Origin of the sequence: Nocardia africana NBRC 100379 (assembly GCF_001612635.1) — a bacterium.
GTDB classification, from domain to species: domain Bacteria; phylum Actinomycetota; class Actinomycetes; order Mycobacteriales; family Mycobacteriaceae; genus Nocardia; species Nocardia africana.
Genome location: NZ_BDAV01000010.1, coordinates 46289 through 69078, shown reverse-complemented (window position 1 = coordinate 69078; position 22790 = coordinate 46289). Strand labels below are relative to the sequence as shown.

The window sequence follows — 22790 nt, the reverse complement described above, 5'->3', positions numbered from 1 at the left end:
GCCGCCCGCCCGGCTCTGCGACGATGTAGCTATGCGTATCGCGAACCACGTCGTCGACCTGATCGGAAATACCCCGCTCGTTCGGTTGAACTCTGTGGTGGGCCCGAACTCCGGGGTGGTGGCCGCGAAGATCGAATATCTCAACCCGGGTGGCAGCGCCAAGGACCGCATCGCGGTGAAGATGATCGACGCCGCCGAAGAGCAGGGATTGCTGAAGCCGGGCGGGACCATCGTGGAACCGACCTCCGGCAACACCGGCGTGGGTCTCGCCCTGGTCGCCCAGCAGCGCGGGTACAAATGCGTCTTCGTCTGCCCGGACAAGGTCAGCGAGGACAAGCGCAACGTGTTGCGCGCCTACGGTGCCGAGGTGGTCGTCTGCCCGACCGCGGTGCCCCCGGAGCATCCGGACAGCTACTACAGCGTCTCGGACCGCCTCACCCGTGAGATCCCGGGTGCGTGGAAGCCCGACCAGTACTCCAACCCGGGCGGCCCGGCCAGCCACTACGAGACCACCGGTCCCGAGATCTGGCGCGACACCGAGGGCACGGTCACCCATTTCGTGGCCGGTGTGGGCACCGGCGGCACGATCACGGGCGCCGGCCGGTATCTGAAGGAGGTGTCCGGCGGCAAGGTCAAGGTCGTCGGCGCCGATCCGGAGGGTTCGGTCTATTCCGGCGGCACGGGCCGGCCGTATCTGGTCGAGGGTGTCGGCGAAGACTTCTGGCCCTCGGCCTACGACCCGTCGGTGCCCGACGAGATCATCGCCGTCTCCGATGCCGACAGCTTCGAGATGACCCGCCGCCTCGCGCGCGAGGAGGGGCTGCTGGTGGGCGGTTCCTGCGGTATGGCGGTGGTCGCGGCGCTGCAGGTGGCCGAGCGCCATCCGGAGGCGGTCGTGGTGGTGCTGCTGCCCGACGGCGGCCGCGGTTACCTGTCGAAGATCTTCAACGACAACTGGATGAGCTCCTACGGCTTCCTGCAGACCCGGCTCGACGGCAGCACCGCCGAACCGACGGTTGGCGACGTCCTGCGGGGCAAGTCCGGCGCGCTGCCGGATCTGGTGCACACCCATCCGCAGGAGACGCTGCGCGATGCCATCGAGATCCTGCGCGAATACGGCGTCTCCCAGATGCCGGTCGTCGGCGCCGAACCGCCGGTCATGGCCGGTGAGGTGGCCGGCAGCGTCACCGAGCGCGATCTGCTGTCGGCGGTGTTCGAGGGCCGGGCGCATCTGACCGATCCGGTGTCGAAGCATATGAGCCCGTCGTTCCCGCTGATCGGGTCCGGCGAGCCGGTGTCGGCGGCGACCAAGGCGCTGGAATCCACCGACGCGCTGATGGTCGTCGAGGACGGCAAGCCGATCGGCGTCATCACTCGCCACGATCTGCTCGGTTTCCTCAGCGGGTCGAGTCTGCCCCCGCACTGATCCCGCCCGGCGCACAACAGCAGATTTCGCCCCCGATCACCCGGCCGCCCACGCGTGCCGGGTGATCGCGTTTCGGCGTGCCCGGCACCGCCGCGGCGGATCTGCCGGCCGTTACCGTGCGGCCGCGCGAACGGCGTCCCCAGGACAACCGATCGGTGCGCAAACCCTGACTATCGAGCGCATCCGGACCGGGGTTACGGAGCGTTACCGATCGTTACCGAACGGTTGCCGAACGCGGGAAAAATCAGACAAAACACCCTTAAACGCAACGACACGCGTTATTTTTCTGTGATGCGCAGCACGCTCCACCGGGGCGCAGATCCGCAGGTCAGCGCTGTATAGCGCGGGGCAATCGATGCGAACTTCGAGTAGCGGCACCGTTTGTTCACTTTGAGTTCAGTTTACGTTCAACTACCGCAACCATCCTGTGACCTCGTTGGTTGTCAGACGTCGAGTCTGAGTCAGTAGCCGGATCGTCATCCGAAAAAAGCATGCAGCACGCGAGGTGAGTCCCGCCGGGGCCCGCCCTGGTCCAGTGCTGCCTGCCGCAGGCCACCGAGGCCGACACAGAGTAGGGAAGAACACCGAATGTCGAAGACCACGACAAGCAGTAGAGCCAAGGCGGTCGCGCGTACCGCCGGATCGGCCACCCTGGCCCTCGCCGCCTTCGCTGCCATCACCTCCGCCGGTGGCCACAAGACCGACGATGTGAAGCCGGTCGCGTTGGCGTCCACGCTGCTCGCCGCCGCCGAGAAGACCCAGCCCACCGCTGCCGCCGAGCCCATCGCCGCGGCCGCCCCGGCCCCGGCCGCGCCCGCCGCCGCCATCCCGGCCCCGATGCCGGCTCCCGCTCCCGCGCCCGCTCCTGCCCCCGCGCCGGCCCCGCCGCCGCCCCCGCCGGCTCCGGTCTACCCGGACAACCTGGACGGCTGGATCCACAACGCTCTCGACATCATGGCCGAGCACGGCATCCCGGGCAGCTACGACGGCATCTACCGCAACATCATGCGGGAGTCCTCCGGCAACACCCAGGCCATCAATCTGTACGACTCGAACGCCGCCATGGGCATCCCGTCCAAGGGCCTGCTGCAGGTCATCGACCCGACCTTCGCGGCCTACCACGTCGACGGCACCTCCTGGGACATCTGGGATCCGGTCGCCAACATCGTGGCCGCCTGCAACTACGCAGCGCACCGCTACGGCTCGATGGACAACGTCAACTCGGCGTACTGACCCGGGGCGACCGTTGCCGGGCGGGCATGACGCCCCTCACATCGATCCACGTCCGGGGGTTCCCGGCTCGAGCGCCGCGACGGCGCGGATCTAGGCTGGTCGGCATGACCGACGATCAGCTGGGGTTCTCCACACGAGCCGTGCATGCCGGGTTCGATCCCGACCCGCAGACCGGTGCGGTGAATGTGCCGATCTACGCGAGCTCGACCTTCGCCCAGGACGGCGTGGGCGGGCTGCGTGGCGGCTACGAGTACGCCCGCACCGGCAACCCGACCCGCGCCGCGCTGGAAGCGAATCTGGCCGCGCTGGAATCCGGGAGTTACGGGCGGGCATTCTCCTCGGGGATGGCGGCCACCGACTGTGTGCTGCGGGCGACGCTGCGCCCGGGTGATCACCTGGTGATCCCGAACGACGCCTACGGCGGGACGTTCCGGCTCATCGACAAGGTGTTCACCCAATGGGGCATCGAATACTCCGTGGCCCCGGTGTCGGACCCGGACGCGGTCGCGAACGCGGTGCGTCCCAACACCAAACTGGTGTGGCTGGAGACGCCGACCAATCCGCTGCTCAATGTCGGCGACATCTCGGCACTGGCCGACGTCGCGCACGGCGGCGGCGCGAAACTGGTGGTGGACAACACCTTCGCCTCGCCGTACCTGCAGCAGCCGCTGCTGCTCGGCGCCGATATCGTGCTGCATTCGACCACCAAATATCTGGGCGGTCACTCGGATGTGGTCGGCGGCGCGCTGATCACCGACGACGCCGAGCTCGACGCCGCCTTCGCCTTCCTGCAGAACGGCGCCGGCGCGGTCCCCGGTCCCACCGACGCCTTCCTCACCATGCGCGGCATCAAAACCCTCGCGCTGCGGATGGATCGGCACTGCGACAACGCGGAGACTCTCGCCGGATTCCTCGCCGAGCACTCGGCGATTTCGCAGGTGATCTATCCCGGTCTGCCGGAACATCCCGGAAATCCGGTGGCGCAGAAGCAGATGCGCCGTTTCGGCGGCATGATCTCGGTGCGGCTGCGCGGCGGTAAACAGGCCGCGCACGACTTCTGCGCGCGGACGAAGATCTTCACCCTCGCCGAATCGCTCGGTGGGGTGGAATCGCTGATCGAACATCCCGGTGCGATGACCCACGCCTCGACCGAGGGCTCCGAACTGGAGGTGCCCGCGGACCTGGTGCGCCTGTCGGTCGGTATCGAGGACATCAGCGATCTGCTCGCCGATGTGGAGCGGGCTCTGAGCTGACCCGGCGAAACACGCTCGACAACAACGAACGGCCGCACCGGAATCGGTGCGGCCGTTCGTGTCGGTAGAGCTATGTCAGGTGTCCGGCCGGGCTGCTGCCGACCCGGCCGAATCTGCCGAGGAGCGCGCGCAGCGCAGTCGCGGCGGTATCACCGCTGCTGCTCGCCTCCATCGGCGACACCTTCTCGTCAGCTGTGGTACGGCTCCGCGCTGACCAGGGTCACCTTCATCATGTTGCCGTTGGGCAGGCGGTATTCGCGCGTCTCGCCGACCTTCGCGTCGATCAGGGCGCCGCCGAGCGGGGAGCTCGGCGAGTAGGTCTCCAGGTCCGATCGGCCCAGGCCCTCTTCGCGGGTCGCGATCAGGAAGGTCTCGGTATCGGTTTCGTCGCCGTCGTAGTAGACCTTGACCACCGAGCCGGGAAGTGCCACACCGGATTTGGTCGGCGCGACGCCGACCTTGGCGTTGTTCAGCAGCTCCTGCAGCTGACGGATGCGGGCCTCCTGCTGGCCCTGCTCCTCGCGCGCGGCGTGGTAGCCGCCGTTCTCCTTCAGGTCGCCTTCTTCGCGGCGTTCGTTGATCTCGGCCGCGATGACCGGACGGTTGGCAATGAGCGCGTCGAGTTCGCTCTTGAGCCTCTCATGCGACTCCGGTGTGAGCCAGGTCACTTGCGTCTCAGTCATCTCGATCACTCCCTAGTAGTTGTTCCCGGCGTGCCGGGGTCCGTGATACCCGTCGCGCATGCGCGAGCACGTGTCCGCGCACAGCAACAGTCGACGGCTAGAGCGATCCGGGGGGATGTTCCTCGAACCCCGACGGTGCGCGGGCATTGTGTGCCCGGGAACCGGCAGCGCTGGCCGTCAATGCAGCAAACACGGCTCCGAGCGTTCGGAACCGTGTTCGCGCCATTCTAGCACGAATTGGATATGTGCAGGTAGAAGGCTTGAATGTGGGGGTGTCAGCCGGCCTTCAGGTAGGGCGGTACCTGATCGCTGCACCCGTAGATATTGCCGTTGGCGGGCCGGGCGGTGGTCCGGACCTTCGTGGTGAGTTCGACGGTTCCGCTGTCCGAGCCGGGGATCAGCACCTCGCGGCGGCCGATCTCGCTGCCCTCGGTGTCCATACCCCGGACCAGGCACACCACCGGCTGCTCCGGATGCTTGCGGGTCAGTTTGAAGTGCACGGTGACCGTGGAATCGTCGACGACGTCGTAACCGAGTTGGTCGGGCTCGATATCCTTGGGACCGTACTGTCGATAACCCACGTAGGCGACGATCAGCCCGAGTATCACCACGACGATGCCGAGCGCGATCGGAATCCAGCGGCGGTTGCGCGCGGGACCGGTTCCGTAACGATTCGACACCCGATCGTTGCCCGCTCCGGTCGCCCCGGTGGCGGCGTCGGCGGTGCGCCCGTCCGGATCGGTCCGGTCGGACTGCGGTGCCGCCTCGCTCATGATGTGGTTGCTCCCGTGGTCGATCAGGGGGTAGGTCGGAACAAAAGACCGTCGGATGGAACTATAGGGAATGCAGTTCGGACACCCGCGTGCCGCTCGGGCACGGCGGACGGCTATGAGGTGAAACGGTGAGCAACGAGGTGAACGAGAAGTGAGCGGCAGCTTCGATCGGCCGCTGCGCCTCATGGCGGTGCACGCCCACCCCGACGACGAGTCGAGCAAGGGCGCCGCCACCACCGCGAAATACGCCGCGGAGGGTGACGACGTGCTGGTCGTGAGCCTGACCGGGGGTGAGCGCGGCTCGATCCTCAATCCGGCGATGGATGTGCCGGGCATTCTCGACCGCATCGACGATGTCCGCCGCGAGGAGATGGCGGCCGCGGCGAAGGCGCTGGGCGTACAGCACCGCTGGCTCGGATTCGTGGATTCCGGTCTGCCCGAAGGAGATCCGCTGCCGCCGCTGCCCGAGGGCAGTTTCGCGCTGGTGCCCCTCGAGGAGGCCACCGAGGCCCTGGTGCGGGTGGTGCGCGAATTCCGGCCGCACGTGATGACCACCTACGACGAGAACGGTGGCTATCCCCATCCGGACCACATCATGTGCCACAAGGTGTCGATGGCGGCCTTCGAGGCGGCCGGCGACCCCGAGCGCTTCCCCGACGCGGGCGAACCGTGGACCCCGCTGAAGCTCTACTACAACCACGGTTTCAGCCTGCAACGGCTGGAGATCTTCGCCGACGAATACGACCGGATCGGTGAGCCGTTCCCGATGCGCGACTGGATGGAACGCATCCGCAAGGCCGCCCAGGAACACGGCGATGTGATGTCTCGGGTCACCACGCAGATCGACTGCGGCAAATACTTCCCGCAGCGTGACGAGGCGCTGCGCGCGCACGCCACGCAGATCGACCCCAACGGCATGTTCTTCGCGATTCCGCTGGAGATGCAGCAGCGGTTGTGGCCGACGGAGGAATTCGAACTGGCCAGGACCCGGGTGCGCACCGCTATTCCGGAGACCGACCTGTTCGCCGGAATCCGGGACGCCGATGATGCGGACGCCCGCGAGATGGTCGCCGACCGGGCTGTCGAGGGCACGGTTCGATGATGTCGACGTTGTACGCGCACGCCACGCTGCTGGCTCAGAACACCACCACGAACCCGACCGGTCCGGAATTCGGCAAGGCATCGCCGCTGGGTCTGGTGATCGTTCTGGTGCTGCTGGCCGGCACGGTGCTGTTGATCCGCTCGATGAACAAGCACATCAAGAAGCTGCCCGCCGATTTCTCCCGCGAACATCCGGAACCGGACCAGGCGGCCGACGAGGGCACCGAACACGGTGTGGCCGGCGACGGTGACGATGCGGCAGGCGGCGATCCGGCGGAGCAGCCGCACGACGGCGCCGCCAACGGGTCCGGCCGCGGCGATTCGGGTCCGTCCACACCTCCACCGGCCTCCGGCAAGGCCTCCTGAGACCCGCTGATTCGCCGCGCCGTCGCCGATTCGCCGCCCGATCGTAATTCGGCGCCGGCGACGGCCTCGGGCCGCGACCTCGATTGATGCTCTGATCTGCTTCGATGTTGTCCGGGTCATACGACCCGGCGGTCGCTCGCGCATGTCTCGATACCGCGCTTCGGCGGGAATCGGCCGGACGACTCCTATGGGATCCCACACGATACGTGCGGGTAACCCCTGCACGGCGTACACATTCGTGGAATAAAGGTGCACACTACGCGGAGCCGCGATACCTCGAATTCTGCCCATGCACCGGGCCTACGCTGTGGAAAGGAGTCGGCGAGTGTTCAGCCGCATCGCCATCGTGAACCGGGGTGAGGCCGCAATGCGCCTCATCCACGCCGTCCGAGATTTGGCCGCGGCGACCGCGCGACAGATCGAAACCGTCGCTCTGTACACCGATGTCGACCGTACCGCGACGTTCGTGCGCGAGGCCGATATCGCCTACGACCTCGGTCCGGCCTCGGCTCGCCCCTACCTGGATCTGAAGGCGCTGGAAAAGGCGCTGGTGGCGACCAAGGCCGACGCCGCCTGGGTCGGCTGGGGTTTCGTCGCCGAGGACCCCGCCTTCGCGGAACTGTGCGAGCACATCGGCATCACGTTCATCGGTCCGAGCCCGGACGCCATGCGCAAACTCGGCGACAAGATCGGCGCGAAGCTGATCGCCGAGGAGGTCGGGGTGCCGGTGGCGCCCTGGAGCCGCGGTGCGGTCGAGACGCTGGACGCCGCCGTCGCGGCCGCCCAGGAGATCGGCTATCCGCTGATGCTGAAGGCGACCGCCGGTGGTGGTGGTCGCGGTATCCGTGTCATCACCAACGAAGCCGAACTCGTCGACGCCTACGAGCGGACCAGCCAGGAAGCGGCCCGTGCGTTCGGTAGCGGTGTCGTCTTCCTGGAGCGGCTGGTCACCGGCGCCCGCCACGTCGAGGTTCAGGTGATCGCCGACGGTCAGGGCACCGCGTGGGCGCTGGGCGTGCGCGACTGCTCGGTGCAGCGGCGCAATCAGAAGGTCATCGAGGAGTCCGCCTCGCCGGTGCTGCGGCCCGAGCAGGTCGCCGATCTGAAGGCCTCGGCCGAGCGGCTCGCGGTGGCGGTGGGCTACCGCGGCGCGGCCACCGTCGAATTCCTCTACCACCCGGGCGACGAGCTGTTCGCCTTCCTGGAGGTCAACACCCGCCTGCAGGTCGAGCACCCGATCACCGAGTACACCACCGGATTCGATCTGGTTCGGGCCCAGCTGCACGTGGCCTCCGGCGGACGGCTCGAGGGTGAGCCGCCGGCCGAACGCGGCCACGCCATCGAGGCCCGCCTCAACGCCGAGGACCCCGACCGCGACTTCGCTCCGGCGCCGGGCCGCATCGCCCTGCTGGATCTGCCCGCCGGTCCGGGTATCCGCGTCGACACCGGCGTCAGCGAGGGCGACACCATCCCCGCCGACTTCGATTCGATGATCGCCAAGATCATCGCCTACGGCCGCGATCGCGAGGAGGCCCTGGGCCGGCTGCGCCGCGCGGTCGGCGAGACCCGTGTGATCATCGAGGGCGGCGCGACCAACAAGAGTTTCGTCCTGGATCTGCTCGATCAGCCCGAGGTCATCGACGCCAGTGCCGACACCGGCTGGATCGATCGGGTGCGCGGCGAGGGCCGGCTGGTAGCTCAGCGGCACACCGCGGTCGCCCTGGCCGCCGCCGCCATCGACGCCTACGAGGAAGAGGAGCGGGCCGAGCGGTACCGGCTGCTGTCCACCGCCGCCGGTGGCCGTCCGCAGGTGCAGCACGAGAGCGGCCGCCCGCTGGATCTGAAGCTGCGTGGCGCGAGCTACCGCCTGCGGGTCGCGCGGGTCGGCGCGCACCGATTCCGGATCGGCATCGAGGCGGCCGGCGAGATCGCCACCGCGGACGTCGATCTCGAACGCTTCGACCGCCACACCGGTCAGATCGTGGTCAACGGCACCCGGTATCGCCTGGTCACCGGCACGCACGGCCCCACCCACGTGGTGGATGTCGACGGCGTGACGCATCGGGTGAGCCGTGACGAAGGCGGTGTCGTGCGCTCGCCCGCGCCCGCGCTGGTCGTCGCCAAGCCGCTCGAGGTCGGCGACGAGGTCGAGGCGGGCGCGCCCGTGCTGGTCCTCGAGTCGATGAAGATGGAGACCGTACTGCGGGCGCCGTTCAAGGCGCGCCTCAAGGAGTGCGGCGTCTCGGTCGGCTCGCAGGTCGAGGCCGGCGCGCCGCTGCTGCGCCTGGAACCGATCGCCGACGACGATCAGGCCGGCGAGGCCGCCGCGGTCGAGTCGGTCGAACTGGATCTGCCGGCGGCGCCCACCGAGGTGCTGGCGGACGAGCGCACCGCCCGCGGCCAGGAGGATCTGCGCGGCCTGCTGCTCGGTTTCGACGTCGACCCGCACGACGGTGGACGTGTTCTGACGGACTACCTGGCCGCGCGCCGAGCGGCGATCGCGGACAACCGCCGCCCGCTCGCCGAGGAACTGGAACTGATCGAGGTCTTCACCGATCTCGCGGAGCTGAGCCAATTCTGGGGTGAGGACGCCGGCCATGGCCACGTCCACAGTGCCCGCGAGTATTTCCACACCTATCTGCAGAGCCTGGACGTCGAGCGGGCCGGGCTGCCGGAGTCCTACCGGGCCAAGCTGTCGAAGGCGCTCGCGCACTACGGCGTCACCGACCTGGAACGCACCCCGGAACTCGAGGCCGCGGTCTTCCGGATCTTCCTCGCCCAGCAGCGCCCGTCCGACACGGTCACCGTCGTCACCACGCTGCTGCGCGAATGGCTGGGCGAGCCGGTGCCGGATCGGGTGCTGCGGGAACCGGTGGGCTTGGCGCTGGAGCGGCTGGTGGCCGCGACCCAGGTGCGTTTCCCGGTGATCGCCGACATCACCCGCGGAGTGGTCTACGCCTGGTACGGCCAGCCGCTGCTGCGCCGCAACCGCGCCCGCGTCTACACCAACGTCCGCAAGCATCTGAGCCATCTGGACGCGCATCCGGATGCCGCCGACCGCACCGATCGCATCGCCGAGATGGTGCGCAGCACCGAACCGCTGGTGCGGTTGCTGGCCCAGCGGCTGGTGCGCGGCAACCCGGACAACACGGTCATGCTCGAGGTGCTGACCCGGCGGTACTACGGCAACAAGGGCCTGACCGATGTGCGCACCCAGGACGTCGACGGCTGCACCTTCGTGGTCGCCGAACGCCGTGGTGTGAATCTGGTCTCCGCGGCGGTCAGCTTCGACTCGCTCGACACGGTGCTGAGCGGGCTCACCGAATTGGCCGGCGGCGCCGCCTCCATCGAGGCCGACATCTACCTCGGCTGGGAGAACCAGCCGGAGGACTTCGACGCGATGGCCGCCGCCCTGCAGGAAGTGCTCGGCGCCCGGTCGCTGCCCAACCAGGTGAACCGGATCACGGCCACCGTCGCGGGCAGCAACGGCGCGGTGATGCACCACCACTTCACCTTCCGCCCGTCGGCGACCGGTCTGGCCGAGGAGCGGTTGATCCGCGGCCTGCACCCCTACATCGCCGAGCGGATGCAGATGCGCCGCCTGCGCAAATTCGATCTCACCCGGCTGCCGTCCTCCGACGAGGAGGTCTACCTCTTCCGGGGCGTCGCGAAGGAGAACCCCGCCGACGAGCGGTTGATCGCCTTCGCGCAGGTGCGCGACCTGACCGCGCTGCGCGATCACGAGGGCCGGCTGCTGTCCCTGCCGACCGCCGAGAGCACGGTCGCGACCTGCGTCGACTCGATTCGCCGGGCGCAGTCGCGGCGGCCGTCGGCCAAGCGCTTCCACACCAACCGGATCGTGCTCTACATCTGGCCGCCGCTGGATGTGACCCGCGCCGAGCTGGACACCATCGTCGGCCGCGTCGAACCGGCCACCGCGGGCGCCGGGCTGGAGGAGATCCTGCTCATCGCCCGCCAGCCCGACGCGCAGACCGGTGAGCTGGTCAAGATCGTCGTGCGCATCCGGTTCGATGCCACCGGCGGCACCGAGGTCACCGTCGGCGAGCGCACCGACGATCCGGTCGAACCGCTCGACGAGTACCGCCAGAAGGTGCTGCGGGCCGCCAGCCGCGGCACGGTGTACCCGTACGAATTGACCGGTCTGCTCGGCACTTTCACCGAATACGACCTGGACGCCGAGCACACTCTCGTCCCGGTCGACCGGCCCAAGGGACGCAACACCGCGGCGATGGTCGCCGGTGTGGTGTCCACGCCGACCGACCGGCATCCGCAGGGCATCACCCGCGTGGTGCTGCTCGGCGATCCGACCAAGTCTCTGGGCGCGCTGTCGGAGCCGGAATGCCGCCGGGTGATCGCGGCGCTGGATCTGGCCGAGCAGATGCAGGTGCCGCTGGAGTGGTACGCGCTGTCCTCCGGCGCCCGGATCTCGATGAAGTCCGGTACGGAGAACATGGACTGGGTGGCGGCCGCGCTCAAGCGCATCGTCGAATTCACCCAGGACGGCGGTGAGATCAACATCGTGGTCTCCGGCATCAACGTCGGCGCGCAGCCGTACTGGAACGCCGAGGCGACGATGCTCATGCACACCAAGGGCATTCTCGTGATGACCCCGGATTCGGCGATGGTGCTGACCGGTAAGCAGGCGCTGGACTTCTCCGGCGGTGTGTCGGCCGAGGACAACTTCGGCATCGGCGGCTACGACCGCGTGATGGGCCCCAACGGACAGGCGCAGTACTGGGCGCCGAATCTGGCCGGGGCTCGCGATGTGCTGATGTCGCACTACGACCACACCTACATCGCGCCCGGTGAGCAGGGTCCGCGTCGCGCGCAGACCACCGACCCGATCGACCGCGACGTGTGCACGTTCCCGCACACCGTGCCCGACAGCGATTTCACGACCGTCGGCGAAATCTTCTCCGCGACCGCGAACCCGGATCGCAAGAAGCCCTTCGATATTCGCACCGTGATGCGGGCGCTGGCCGACCAGGACCACGCCGTGCTGGAGCGCTGGGCGGGTATGGCCGACGCGGAGACCGCCGTCGTCCAGGACGCGCATCTGGGCGGTATCCCGGTCTGCCTGCTGGGTATCGAATCGCGGGGTGTGCCGCGGCGCGGCTTCCCGTCCACCGACGGACCCGACACCTACACCGCGGGCACGCTGTTCCCGCGGTCGTCGAAGAAGGCGGCCCGCGCGATCAACGCGGCCAGCGGCAACCGGCCGCTGGTGGTGCTGGCCAATCTGTCCGGCTTCGACGGATCACCGGAGTCGATGCGCAAGCTGCAACTCGAATACGGTGCCGAAATCGGCCGCGCCATCGTGAACTTCCGCGGGCCCATCGTGTTCTGCGTGATCTCGCGCTACCACGGCGGTGCGTTCGTGGTGTTCTCGAAGGCGCTGAACCCGAATATGACCGTGCTCGCGCTGGAGGGTTCGTTCGCCTCGGTGCTCGGTGGCGCCCCGGCGGCGGCCGTGGTGTTCGCCGGGGACGTCAACACCCGCACCGCCTCCGATCCGCGGGTGCGCGAACTGGAGTCGCGGGTCGCGAACGCGTCGGGTACCGAACGCGCGGAGCTGTCCGCCGAACTCGACGAGGTCCGCTCGCAGGTGCGCGCCGAGAAGCTGGGTGAGGTCGCCGCCGAATTCGACCGGGTGCACAACATCCACCGCGCCGTCGAGGTCGGCTCGGTCGACGCGGTGATCAGCGCCCGCGAACTGCGGCCGCGCATCATCGAGGCCATCGAGGCGCGTCTCGGCTGATGTCGACGCCCGTGACCGGCCGCCCACCGGCCGGTCACGGGCTGGCGGCATTGTGATGATCATGGCGGGGTAGTCCCTGTGTCGTGACGGTAATCACGCGACTACTCGTAATGGTGTGTGCGGTCGTTGCCGGGGGTGCTTTCGCGGCGGGTTCGGCCGCGGCGGCCCCGGCGGCGCATGTGGTGGGCGAACATCCGCTGGGTCCGGCGGCGGTCGAGATGGATGTCTATTCGCCATCGATGGACCGGGTGATCACGAACCGGGTGATCCGCGCGGCCGGCGGTGGACCGGCGCCCACGCTGTATCTGCTCACCGGCATCGGCGGCGGTGTCGACAACATCTCCTGGTGGGACGACACCGATGTGCGGGCGTTCTTCGCCGACAAGCATGTCAATGTGGTGATGCCGGTCGGCGGGCCCAACAGTATGTACACCGATTGGATCGCCGACGACCCGGTGATGGGCCGCAATCGCTGGCAGAGCTACCTCACCCGGGAACTGCCCGACGTCGTCGACGCCCAGCTGGGCACCACCGGCCGCAATGCGATCGCCGGGGTGTCGATGAGTGCGGCGTCGGCGGTGGACCTCGCGATCCAGGCGCCGGAGCGCTTCGGTGCGGTGGCCTCCTACAGCGGGTGCCCCTGGTCGAACGATCCGTCCGGAATCGCGATGGTGAGTGCGCAGGTCGTCCGGGGCGGCGGCAATCCGGGCAATATGTGGGGCCTGCCGGGCACCGGGGCATGGCCCGCGCACGACGCGTTCGCGCGGGCCGGTGCACTGGCCGGTAAGGCGATCTATCTGTCGGCGGCGTCCGGCATCCCGGGCGGTATCGACCGGGGATTGCCCTTCCCACCGGTGGAGGCCGTCGCGAGTGCGTGTACCGGCGCTTTCGCCGGTCGGCTCGGTCAGCTCGGCGTCCCGGCGGTGTACGTGGACCGTCCCGAGGGCTCCCACACCTGGGGACTGTTCGAGGCGGATCTGCACGATTCCTGGCCCGTGCTGTCCGGTGGTATCGGCGCCTGAACGAGCCGGCGGACCCGCGGATCGCTCGTTTCCGTTGTCATCGGCTCCCTGCGGCGGGGGCGAACGCCGCCGAGATCAACCGGTTCACGAGCGCCGGATCGTTGCCGCCACCAGTGACCGGGGTGAAGGAGTAGACGAGCCGACGACCTAGGTCTCGGGTGGTGAACATCCCGTCCGTATAGCCGTAGGTACTGCCGGTCTTCCCCCAGACGGTCACGCCGTTCGCCAGTGTGACACGCATGAGTCCGGCGCTGTAGTAGGCGCGGTTTCGGCCGCTGTCGCTGGTAGCGCCACCGAGGTATGGCACGTCGGGAACAGTGAACAACTCGTGCATCTGCGGGGGTGGGAGAAGGCGGCCCGAGAAGAGAGATACCAGAAACCGGTCGAGATCGGCCGCCGTGGAGATCATGCCGCCGGCACCGGGGTTCTGCTCGGTGATGTCTACGAGCCGGCTACCTCCACCGGGGGCCGGAACTGCTATGTAACCGTGTGAGTGCGGGCCGGGCATCGTCGTATCGACCTGCGGGGCAGTGGTATCGGGCAAACGCAGGGGACGAAGGATCCGATCGGTGATTTCCTGCTGGTAGCTTCTGCCGGTGATCTTCTCGATGATCATCGCGGCGACGTAGTAGCCCGTGGCGCCGTAGACCTGCACGCTGCCGGGATTGTCGAAAGGGCGGGGATGGCGTACCGCCATCGCGACCAACTCCGGAAGTGGATGATCATCGAAGCGGTGGTCCACCACTCCCTCCGGAGACGTCGGTAAGTCATCGCCTGTCAGTTCGGGGAGGCTGCTGGTGAAGTCGAGCAGCGTGCGTACGGGAATCGGCGGGTAGTCGGCGGGTAGGACACCGGGCAGGTAATGCTGAACGGGCTGGGCGAGGTCCACCCGGTTCTCCGCGACCAGCTGCAGCACGACTGTCGCGATGAACGTTTTGGTGACGCTGCCCAGACGGAACCGACCGTCCGCGGGCACCGGCGCCTCGGTGGCCGTGTCGGCGACGCCGAACGTCCCGGACCAGTGCCCTGCGGGCCCGCTCACCTGCGCGAGAACCGATGTCGTTCGATCGGGCGCGCTGGATATCGCCGCCTGCAGCGCCGCCGAGTCGAGTTGCGGGACAACGACTTCGGCACTCGAGCGGGCCCGACTGCTCGCCACGTGAGAGATCTTCAGTGTCAGTGTTCCGGCCCCGAAGATCACGACGGCCGAGGCGACGCTCACGAGGATCACCGGCCATCGCCTGCGCTTCGGCCTGGCACCGGAAGGGGCAGCGTCAGAGCTACCGCGCGATTCGTTCATTCCCGAAACACTGTTGCATCGACAACTTCGCCACCATCCGGAAACACCCTCAACTCTCGGCGGAACGACCCTGATGGTCTGGCGTCTCACCCCTGACTCCGCCGGCGGGCTGCCGCGATCTTCGCTTTTGGAGGGCGCACAACCGCTTGTTGATATCTCAGATCTTGCCTACTGTGATCTCAGGGTCACCCTCTGCGAAGGAGAATCATCTCGTGGCGACTGCGCTTGTCATCGGGGACGTTCAGCGGGGGATCACCAGGAACTACCCGTTCGCCAGGGAGGTCGTGCCGTCACTCACCGAGCTGCTTCCGCGCGCCCGGGCGGCCGGCGTTCTGGTCGTGTTCGTGCATTTCGCTGTTCGGAGGAACGGGGCCGATCTGCCGCCGGGCAACGCGCTGTTCGCGGAATTTCTCGCGGCGGGGGACGACTTCCACGAGGGTTCCGCCGGCACCGAGATCGCGCTTCCGGTCTCGGGTGACGACGTCGTCGTGCTGAAACGGCGCGCCAGCGCGTTCGCCGGTACGGATCTCGATCTCGTGCTCCGCGCATCGGGCGTCGACGCGGTCGCGATCGCCGGAGTTGCGACCAGTGCGATGGTGGCTGCGACCTGCTACGACGCCTCGGATCGTGGATATCGCATCACAGTGCTGCGGGACGGGTGTGCCGACGGGGATCCGGCGATGCACGACTTCTTCATGAACACGGTTTTTCCGAGCCGGGGATTCGACGTCGTGCGATGTGCGGACTGGCCCCCGGTGGATGAGGTGAGATCTCGGCGGTAGCCGGCCTCGGTTCAGGAGGGCACGTTGTCGTCGCGAGGCCGTGGTATTTCGATGTGCGCGCCGCTGACCGAAGCGCTCCTGGTCAGGACGCGGACCACATCGCGATGTACCCGTTCGCAGCGGTTCCGCACCGCTCTGCGGGCGCCACCTGCATCGCGGGCGCGAAGGGGCTCGTAGATGGACTGCAGCTCACCGGGCGGACTCGCGGCCTCGGGAGCGATCAGCGCGGCCATCCGCAAGACTCTCTCCAACTCGTCGAGCACCTCGACGACCACTTTCGCGAGACGGTTGTTGCCGCTCGCGTTGGCGATGAGAGCTTCGAATTCCATCGCCGCCCGCATTGCTTCGTCCTGATCCGCGTCGCCCGCGGCCAGTGCGCCGGGGACTGTCGACAACTGCCCGAGACGCTCCAGTACCGATGCGTCTATGCCTCGCCGCGCGGCGAGGGCCGCGGCCTCGCTCGACAGCACGGTCCGCAGGGCACAGAGATCATCGGTATCCACGATCGTGATCGGGCTGACGACATAGCCGGCCCGCGGTAGCGCCGTAACCAGTCCGTCCCGCCGTAACCGTGCGAGCGCCTCCCGGACCGGTGTCTTGCTGATGTTCCACTGTTGTGCGAGAGACGATTCGGTGAAGCGACTGCCGGGCGGCAGCGTCAGATCGATGATCTGACGCTTGATGGCTCGGTAGGCCTCTGCCGTGCGATCGAGCCCCGCTGCTTCCGTACCCACCAGCAGCAGTGCGGGAAGGTAAGGGCCACCCGGAATTTCGGGGAGGTTATCACGCACCCGGCTAACGTACCATCGACCGCGATTGGTGCGTTGACCAGGCAAAACGTTGTGCGGCCCGTATAGGCTGCGTGAAATCTGTTGCGGGAATACCGTTTTCAGACAGCGGCGGGCCGGAACCGCCGGTGGCAGATTTCGCAATCGCAATCGAAATAGCCGAGCCCGGCATTGCCGTGGGCGCCACGTCGTTCGGCTTCTTCCAGATCCGCGAACCAAGGCCGCCGCCGCATCGGTACCGGTCGAATCTGCACGCTGTCGTCCATGGCCGTGGAGTACCCATTTCGGACACTGCGTACGGTCACGGTTTCGGCGCGATGGGCGTGGTGATACTGGAGGGGATGGCGAGCAGAGATCCCGAACCGATCCGGGAAGCGCGGACGCCGACGGCACGCGCCGGATGGTCGGCCGCCGACCGCGCGGCCTACCGCCGGTTCGTGCGCACCCAGCACCCCGACGTCGGCGGCGACCCGGCCGCGTTCCGCGAGGGTCTGGCTCGCTACGAGGCCGCCCGCCGGGCCGGTATCTCCGCGTCCGGAGTCGACCCGACGGACCGATTCGACGGGCCGGTGCGCTTCGTCGCCACACCGCGCGGCTGGCGGCGGGCGGTGCGAGTGCTGCGCCCGCGCCGGCGCACCCGCCGACTGCGTTGATCGATATGCCGGAAGTCCCTCCGGCTAATGGCCGACAGCGGGGATAGCTGGGTATACGCTGATGTAAGGCCATTCTGTGATGTGGCTTACTCCAAACATCGGGGTCTCATCGCTCGACCCATCCCGCGGCAGTGCGGCCGTGCAGGCGCGTCGAGCAAACGAGGAGAAGGCCATGAAAGGTGGCACAAGTATTGCCGTAGGGGTGGGCATAGGTTATCTGCTGGGGCGCACGCGGAAGATGCGCTTCGCGCTGGGGGTGGCGGGGGCGATGATGGCGAAACGTTCGTCCGACATTCCCGGTGAGTTGCTGGAACGGGGGACGTCGCTGCTCAAATCGTCGGCGGACCTGACGCAGCTCACCGATACCGTGCGCGACGAGTTGCTGGGTGCGGCCCGATCCGCCGCGGTGACCGCCGCGAGCAACCAGCTCGACGCACTCAACACCCGATTGCAGCAGGGCTCGTCCCTGTTGTCGGGCGACTTGTTGTCGGGCGAGGACAGCGACCGAGCACCGGCATCCGAGCCGGACGACGAGGACGAGCACGAGGTCGTGGACGTGGAGTCCTCCGACGAAGATCTCGGGGAAGTCGATTCCGGCGACGAGGTATCCGGCGAGGAGGAAGAAGACCGGGAGCCGGCCGCCCCGCGGGCACGCAAACCCGCAGCCTCGCGCGCGCGGAAGACGACTTCTCGGACTTCGGCTCGCAAATCCGCGGAACGCAAACCTGTTTCGGTCAGCCGGCGCCGTAGCCGCTCCGATTCCGACGAACCGCCCGTGCGCCGCAGGAGGAGGTGACAGCGATGGCGAAAACGGCTCAACCAGTCGGCCCGCTCCAGCAATCGGTGCAGAACCTCGCGGGGACATTGGCCGAACGCGCGGTGGAAGGGCTTTCGAACCGGGTCTCGAAGACCGCCGGCCGGTTGAACGACTATGCGGGTGGTGAAGGAAATCTGATCGCGGCGGTGACCGGCATCGACAAACTGGCCGGCGGCGGTTCCCCACTGCAGGCCGTCATGAGCGGAGGTATGAGCAAGCTCAAGCACTCGGCCGGGCAGACGTTCGAATCGCTCAAGAATTCGCTGACCGGGGGTCGTGGCAAAGGCGGCGGCGGGAAGAAGCTCAAGCTGACCAATATCGTCGAGGAGATCGACGTCGGCGTGCCGATCGATCTGGCGTACGACCAGTGGACGCAATTCGCGGACTTCCCGAAATTCACGAAGAAGCTCGAACAGGTCGAGCAGGTCTCCGACGAGAAACTCAGCTGGACCGGCAAGGTGTTCTGGTCGAGGCGAACCTGGGAGTCCACGATCATCGAACAGGTTCCGTTCGAGCGAATCATTTGGCGTTCCAAGGGCGCCAAGGGCTATATCGACGGTGCCGTCGGCTTCTACGAGCTCACTCCGAACCTCACACGCATCCTGGTGGTGCTCGAGTACCACCCCCAGGGAGTGATCGAGAAGACCGGCAATCTGTGGCGTGCCGCCGGGCGCCGATGCCGGTTGGAGCTCAAGCACTTTCAGCGCCACGTCATGACCGATGCGGTCCTGCACGGCGACGACATCGTCGGCTGGCACGGCGAGATCCGCGACGGCAAGGTCGTGGAAGACGACGAGACGGCGCGACAGCGCGAAGAGGAAGAGAACGCCGAGGAGGACCACGAAGAGGGCAACGCCGAGGAGGACAGCGCCGACGAGGAAGCCTTCGACGACGAAGAACCGGATGAGACAGAAGACGAGGACGACGAGCACGACGAGGATCAGCGCGATTCCGACGAGGAGGAAGAACCGGAGCCACCTCGCCGCCGAACGGCCGCCCGCAAGAGCTCGGTCACTCGCCGCCCACGTGTGAGCGGAGGAGTAGGAAGATGACAATCGAACCCGCAGGAGGCGGAGGCGGAGGCGGCGGCGGAGCCGGCACAATGGCGCGGCCGAATTCGTCCAGCCTGGCCGACGTGATCGACACCATTCTCGACAAGGGTCTGGTCATCGACGCGTTCGCGAGAGTGTCGCTGGTCGGCATCGAATTGGTGACCATCGACGCGCGCGTTGTCGTGGCCAGCGTCGACACCTATCTACGCTTCGCCGAAGCGGTGAACCGGCTGGAGATTTCCACCAGCGAGCCGAAGGGGATCACCGACATCGTCGGCGAAGTCACCGAAGGCGCGGCCGAGCACAAGACGAAGGGCGCACTCGACGCGGCCGGCAAGAAGGTCGCCGACTTCCTCGGCGATGTGCAGGAGAAGCGGCAGACGGTGCACCGGCCCTCCAAGCGGGAGGAGCGGTGATGGCCGCCGATACCACAGCCGTCTATGTCTACGGCATCGTGCCCGCCGACGTCGAGCCGGAGCCCCACGCCACGGGAGTCGGCGATCCACCGGGTGAAGTGACGGTCGTGCGGCACGGCGACATCGCCGCGCTGGTCAGTACGCTCTCCTCCGATCGGCCGCTGGGCACACCCCAGGACCTCACCGCTCACGAGAAACTTCTCGACGGGTCCGCGGCGGTGGCTCCCGTGCTGCCGCTGCGGTTCGGCGCGGTCATGACCGACGCCGATGCGGTGGAAAAGGAACTGCTCGAGGCGAACGAAGACGAATTCCACGCGGCTCTGGTGGAACTCGAAGGACGGGTGCAGTTCGTCATCAGAGGGCGTTACGTCGAGGACGCGATCCTGCGCGAACTGCTCGACGAGAATTCCGACGCCGCCCGCCTCCGAGACGAGATCCGCGGGAAATCGGAGGACGCCACCCGCAACGAGCGAATCATGCTGGGCGAGATGATCAATCAGGCCATCGAGACGAAGCGAGCCGAGGACACCCGCAAGGTGGCGTCCGAACTCGAGAAGCTCGACGCGATGGTCAATCTGCGCGACCCCACCCACGAAGAGGATGCCGTCCACCTCGCGGCACTGGTCGAAACGTCGCGGCAGGACGAACTGGAGGAGTTGTTGCGCCGGCTCATGTCGGAGTGGGACGGCCGGGTGGAGTTGAGTCTGCTCGGACCGATGGCGGCCTACGACTTCGTGACGAAGCGAGCACCGGAGGGGTGAGACATGGGTCTGATCTCTTCGATACTTCTGCTCCCCGCCGCGCCGGTGCGTGGCGTGATCTGGCTGAGTGAATTGATCCAGGAGCAGGTCGAACAGCAAATGCACGATCCCGTGCGGTTGCGGCGCGAACTCGAGAACATCGACCGCGCCGCCGCCGCGGGCGAGATATCCGCGGAGGAGGCCGCGCAAGCGCAACAAGAGATCCTGAATCGGATGACCGGTCCGAGGTAGGTCCGACCGACCGGAAGAAGTGACTCCCGTGGCCCGCGACACCATCCCCGACGATGCCCAGACATCGGACGAACAACCGCCCCTGACCGCGGCGCAGGCCGCCGGGGTCGCGGTCGAATGCCTCGCGGAACTGACGACGAAGCCCCTCCAGGGTGTCACGAGCGTGGAGCCGACCGACGACGGCTGGCTGGTGGAGATCGAGGTGCTCGAGGATCGCCGCATCCCCTCGTCGGCGGACATCATGGCGACCTATCAGGTGGAGATCGATTTCGACGAGAATCTGCTGGCATACCGCAGAACAGGGCGCTACCACCGCGGTAGCACCGACATCGGTCCGAGGGGGCGGTGATGACGGTAGTCGGAGGTGAGTCGTATCAGCCGCAGCCCTTCGGGGGCGGGGGTGGAGGCGGGCACTCGACCAACCTCGCCGACATCCTGGAACGTGTCCTCGACAAGGGTTTGGTGATCGCGGGCGATATCCAGGTCAATCTTCTCGACATCGAACTGCTCACCATCAAGCTGCGGTTGGTGATCGCCTCGCTGGAGACGGCCAAGTCGGTGGGCATCGACTGGTGGGAGACCGATCCCTGGCTCAACAGCAAGGCACACACGCTGGAGAGGCAGGACAACGACCTGGAACTCGAGAATCGGAAACTCCGCGAGCGGATCGCCCAACTGGAGGCTGCGAAGGAAAGCCCGGAGCCCATCGAACGTGCCCGCGAGCCGCGAAGGACCCGCCGTGACCGATGATCGGGCGGTCTGGTTGTACGCCGTGGCGGCGTCTCGCGACGACGCGGTGGCGCCCGACGGAACGGCCGGAGTCGCGGGAGAGCCGGTGCGCACTGTGGTGTCGGGCGATCTCACCGCGGTCGTGGGCTCGGTGCCGCTGGACGTGTTCGGAGAGGAGCCGCTGCGCCGGAACTTCGAGGATCTGGACTGGCTGGAGGTGACGGCGCGGGCACACGACGCGGTCGTCTCGGCCGTGGTGCGCCGAGGACCGGCCGTTCCGTTGCGGCTGGCCACGGTCTTCCGTGACGACGAACGGGTGCGCGAGTTGCTCGACGAACGGCGAGCGGATTTCGCAGCGGCGCTGGAATTGGTGAGTGGGCGCACCGAGTGGGGAGTGCGGGCGTACGGTGACCGCGCTGTCCTCACCGCCGCCATCGCCGAGGCCAAGGCCGAAGCCGGCACGATGACGCCGGGCGCGGCGTATCTCGCCCGCCGGCGTGCGCAATTGTCCGCGCAGGAGACCGTCGAACGCGACGCGGCCGAGCGGGCGGCGCAGGTGCACGAGCGGTTGCTGCGCCGGGCCGCGGCCGGGAGATGTCAGCCGCTGACCGACCCGGCGGTGAGCGGCCGCCGGGACTGGATGGTGCTCAACGGGACCTACCTCGTCGACGACGACCGGACCGAGGACTTCACGGCGACCGTGAACGCGTTGGGCGCCGAATTTCCCGGTATCCGGCTCGAACTCACCGGCCCGTGGCCGCCGTATTCGTTCGCGGGCGTGCAACGTGAGCCGACATGACCCGGGCCGACATGACGCGGGCCGGCCCGACACCGCCCGATCGCGCCGTCGACACCGAACGACGGATCGCGCTGGTCGATCTCCTGGACCGGGTACTGACCGGTGGTGTGATCATCACCGGCGACATCCGGCTCGCCATCGCCGATGTGGATCTGGTGCAGATCTCGCTGCGCGCCCTCATCTCCTCGATCAGCACCCTGTTTCCGCCGGCCCCGTCCGCGTCGCCCGACCAGCACGGCGATGACTGAATTCGGCGGTATCCCACCGCGAATCGACACCGATCCGGAATCCGTGGAGCGCGGACTGGTCACCCTCGTGCTCACCCTGGTGGAGCTACTGCGCCAGCTGATGGAGCGCCAGGCGCTGCGCCGCGTGGACGCCGGCGACCTCACCGACGCCCAGGTCGAACGCATAGGCACCACACTGATGCTGCTCGAACAACGCATGGCCGAACTGCGCGAACACTTCGGCCTCACCCCCGAAGACCTCAACATCGACCTCGGCCCCCTCGGGCCATTACTGCCCCCACCGGAGTAGCGCTCACAAGCGTTGCGCCGGATGAACGGCCGACACACCCTCGCGTCATAGCGGATGCCCTACTGCGTGACGACTGGTTGTCCGCCCATCCGGAGATCACGCTGCGGCTGATCAAGGGTATGCGCAACCGAATTGCGCAGCTGTCCCCCGAAATCGAGGCCGCGCGACAGACAGTGGACAGTGGGACGGCCCCATAGAGCCCGGACGACATCGGTGCGCAGCCACCCGGTCGAATCCGAGTTCTCCCTGCTCCGTGTCCTCGCTTCACGGACCGCCTCGAGCCGCTGAC

General features: G+C 67.6%; 24 protein-coding genes. 19 read left to right on the top strand and 5 right to left on the bottom strand.

Going from position 1 to position 22790, the window contains the following annotated elements; all coding sequences use genetic code 11:
* Positions 1 to 31: 31 nt before the first annotated feature.
* From NA3_RS17450 to NA3_RS17440, 3 genes are all read left to right on the top strand, one after another.
* A complete protein-coding gene (locus NA3_RS17450) occupies positions 32 to 1426 on the top strand; it encodes a cystathionine beta-synthase (protein ID WP_062964958.1) in 1395 nt (464 codons plus the stop codon).
* Between the two features lie 588 nt (positions 1427 to 2014).
* A complete protein-coding gene (locus tag NA3_RS17445; protein ID WP_062964712.1) occupies positions 2015 to 2659 on the top strand; it encodes a transglycosylase SLT domain-containing protein in 645 nt (214 codons plus the stop codon).
* Between the two features lie 104 nt (positions 2660 to 2763).
* The gene (locus tag NA3_RS17440) at positions 2764 to 3912 is read left to right on the top strand and encodes a cystathionine gamma-synthase (protein WP_062964711.1); all 1149 of its coding nucleotides are present in this window, start codon (positions 2764 to 2766) and stop codon (positions 3910 to 3912) included.
* Positions 3913 to 4100: 188 nt separating this feature from the next.
* Here the strand turns inward: NA3_RS17440 and greA are convergent, their stop codons facing one another.
* Both greA and NA3_RS17430 read right to left on the bottom strand, forming a co-directional pair.
* A complete protein-coding gene (gene greA / locus NA3_RS17435; protein ID WP_030518168.1) occupies positions 4101 to 4595 on the bottom strand; it encodes a transcription elongation factor GreA in 495 nt (164 codons plus the stop codon).
* A gap of 275 nt (positions 4596 to 4870) precedes the next feature.
* Positions 4871 to 5368, bottom strand: coding sequence for a DUF4307 domain-containing protein (locus NA3_RS17430; RefSeq protein WP_084491643.1), 498 nt, complete (start codon positions 5366 to 5368; stop codon positions 4871 to 4873).
* A 184-nt stretch (positions 5369 to 5552) separates the two neighbouring features.
* On the opposite strand from NA3_RS17430, the gene mca reads away from it, so the two are divergent.
* The 4 genes from mca (at position 5553) to NA3_RS17410 (ending at position 13636) form a co-directional block, all read left to right on the top strand.
* The gene (gene mca, locus NA3_RS17425; RefSeq protein WP_062964710.1) at positions 5553 to 6470 is read left to right on the top strand and encodes a mycothiol conjugate amidase Mca; all 918 of its coding nucleotides are present in this window, start codon (positions 5553 to 5555) and stop codon (positions 6468 to 6470) included.
* Positions 6467 to 6835, top strand: a complete 369-nt coding sequence (locus tag NA3_RS17420) for a hypothetical protein (RefSeq protein ID WP_084491642.1) — start codon at positions 6467 to 6469, stop codon at positions 6833 to 6835. Before mca ends, NA3_RS17420 begins: the two co-directional genes overlap by 4 nt.
* Positions 6836 to 7160: 325 nt before the next feature.
* Entirely contained in the window at positions 7161 to 12614 is a 5454-nt protein-coding gene (locus NA3_RS17415) for an ATP-binding protein (RefSeq protein ID WP_062964708.1), read from the top strand.
* Between the two features lie 110 nt (positions 12615 to 12724).
* The gene (locus NA3_RS17410) at positions 12725 to 13636 is read left to right on the top strand and encodes an alpha/beta hydrolase (RefSeq protein WP_084491641.1); all 912 of its coding nucleotides are present in this window, start codon (positions 12725 to 12727) and stop codon (positions 13634 to 13636) included.
* Between the two features lie 37 nt (positions 13637 to 13673).
* Here the strand turns inward: NA3_RS17410 and NA3_RS17405 are convergent, their stop codons facing one another.
* Positions 13674 to 14867 (bottom strand): serine hydrolase domain-containing protein, encoded by a 1194-nt coding sequence (locus tag NA3_RS17405; protein ID WP_062964706.1) that lies wholly within the window; start codon positions 14865 to 14867, stop codon positions 13674 to 13676.
* Positions 14868 to 15148: 281 nt separating this feature from the next.
* Between NA3_RS17405 and NA3_RS17400 the strand changes: the two genes are divergently transcribed.
* Positions 15149 to 15718, top strand: coding sequence for a cysteine hydrolase family protein (locus NA3_RS17400; RefSeq protein WP_062964705.1), 570 nt, complete (start codon positions 15149 to 15151; stop codon positions 15716 to 15718).
* 11 nt (positions 15719 to 15729) lie between these two features.
* Here the strand turns inward: NA3_RS17400 and NA3_RS38665 are convergent, their stop codons facing one another.
* Together NA3_RS38665 and NA3_RS38660 are read right to left on the bottom strand one after the other, a co-directional pair.
* Positions 15730 to 16509: a GntR family transcriptional regulator gene (locus NA3_RS38665; RefSeq protein ID WP_062964704.1), complete on the bottom strand. Its 780-nt coding sequence runs from the start codon at positions 16507 to 16509 to the stop codon at positions 15730 to 15732.
* A gap of 98 nt (positions 16510 to 16607) precedes the next feature.
* Entirely contained in the window at positions 16608 to 16772 is a 165-nt protein-coding gene (locus tag NA3_RS38660) for a hypothetical protein (protein WP_157126571.1), read from the bottom strand.
* A gap of 75 nt (positions 16773 to 16847) precedes the next feature.
* Between NA3_RS38660 and NA3_RS38655 the strand changes: the two genes are divergently transcribed.
* From NA3_RS38655 to NA3_RS17340, 11 genes are all read left to right on the top strand, one after another.
* Positions 16848 to 17159, top strand: a complete 312-nt coding sequence (locus tag NA3_RS38655; protein WP_227995557.1) for a hypothetical protein — start codon at positions 16848 to 16850, stop codon at positions 17157 to 17159.
* A 172-nt stretch (positions 17160 to 17331) separates the two neighbouring features.
* Entirely contained in the window at positions 17332 to 17955 is a 624-nt protein-coding gene (locus NA3_RS17385; protein ID WP_063917559.1) for a hypothetical protein, read from the top strand.
* A 5-nt stretch (positions 17956 to 17960) separates the two neighbouring features.
* Positions 17961 to 19028, top strand: coding sequence for an SRPBCC family protein (locus tag NA3_RS17380; RefSeq protein WP_084491669.1), 1068 nt, complete (start codon positions 17961 to 17963; stop codon positions 19026 to 19028).
* Complete coding sequence (gene gvpJ / locus NA3_RS17375) at positions 19025 to 19444, top strand: gas vesicle protein GvpJ (protein WP_036505066.1); 420 nt, start codon at positions 19025 to 19027, stop codon at positions 19442 to 19444. Before NA3_RS17380 ends, gvpJ begins: the two co-directional genes overlap by 4 nt.
* Positions 19444 to 20205 (top strand): GvpL/GvpF family gas vesicle protein, encoded by a 762-nt coding sequence (locus NA3_RS17370; RefSeq protein WP_062964699.1) that lies wholly within the window; start codon positions 19444 to 19446, stop codon positions 20203 to 20205. The genes gvpJ and NA3_RS17370 overlap by 1 nt, the downstream gene beginning before the upstream one ends.
* Positions 20206 to 20208: 3 nt before the next feature.
* Complete coding sequence (locus NA3_RS17365) at positions 20209 to 20436, top strand: gas vesicle protein GvpG (protein WP_062964698.1); 228 nt, start codon at positions 20209 to 20211, stop codon at positions 20434 to 20436.
* 28 nt (positions 20437 to 20464) lie between these two features.
* Complete coding sequence (locus NA3_RS17360; RefSeq protein WP_227995556.1) at positions 20465 to 20785, top strand: gas vesicle protein GvpO; 321 nt, start codon at positions 20465 to 20467, stop codon at positions 20783 to 20785.
* Entirely contained in the window at positions 20785 to 21186 is a 402-nt protein-coding gene (locus tag NA3_RS17355; RefSeq protein ID WP_062964697.1) for a gas vesicle protein, read from the top strand. The genes NA3_RS17360 and NA3_RS17355 overlap by 1 nt, the downstream gene beginning before the upstream one ends.
* Entirely contained in the window at positions 21176 to 21964 is a 789-nt protein-coding gene (locus NA3_RS17350; protein ID WP_062964955.1) for a GvpL/GvpF family gas vesicle protein, read from the top strand. Before NA3_RS17355 ends, NA3_RS17350 begins: the two co-directional genes overlap by 11 nt.
* Positions 21961 to 22212, top strand: coding sequence for a gas vesicle protein (locus NA3_RS17345; protein WP_128145569.1), 252 nt, complete (start codon positions 21961 to 21963; stop codon positions 22210 to 22212). The genes NA3_RS17350 and NA3_RS17345 overlap by 4 nt, the downstream gene beginning before the upstream one ends.
* Positions 22205 to 22501, top strand: a complete 297-nt coding sequence (locus NA3_RS17340; RefSeq protein ID WP_062964696.1) for a gas vesicle protein K — start codon at positions 22205 to 22207, stop codon at positions 22499 to 22501. Before NA3_RS17345 ends, NA3_RS17340 begins: the two co-directional genes overlap by 8 nt.
* Positions 22502 to 22790 lie beyond the last annotated feature (289 nt).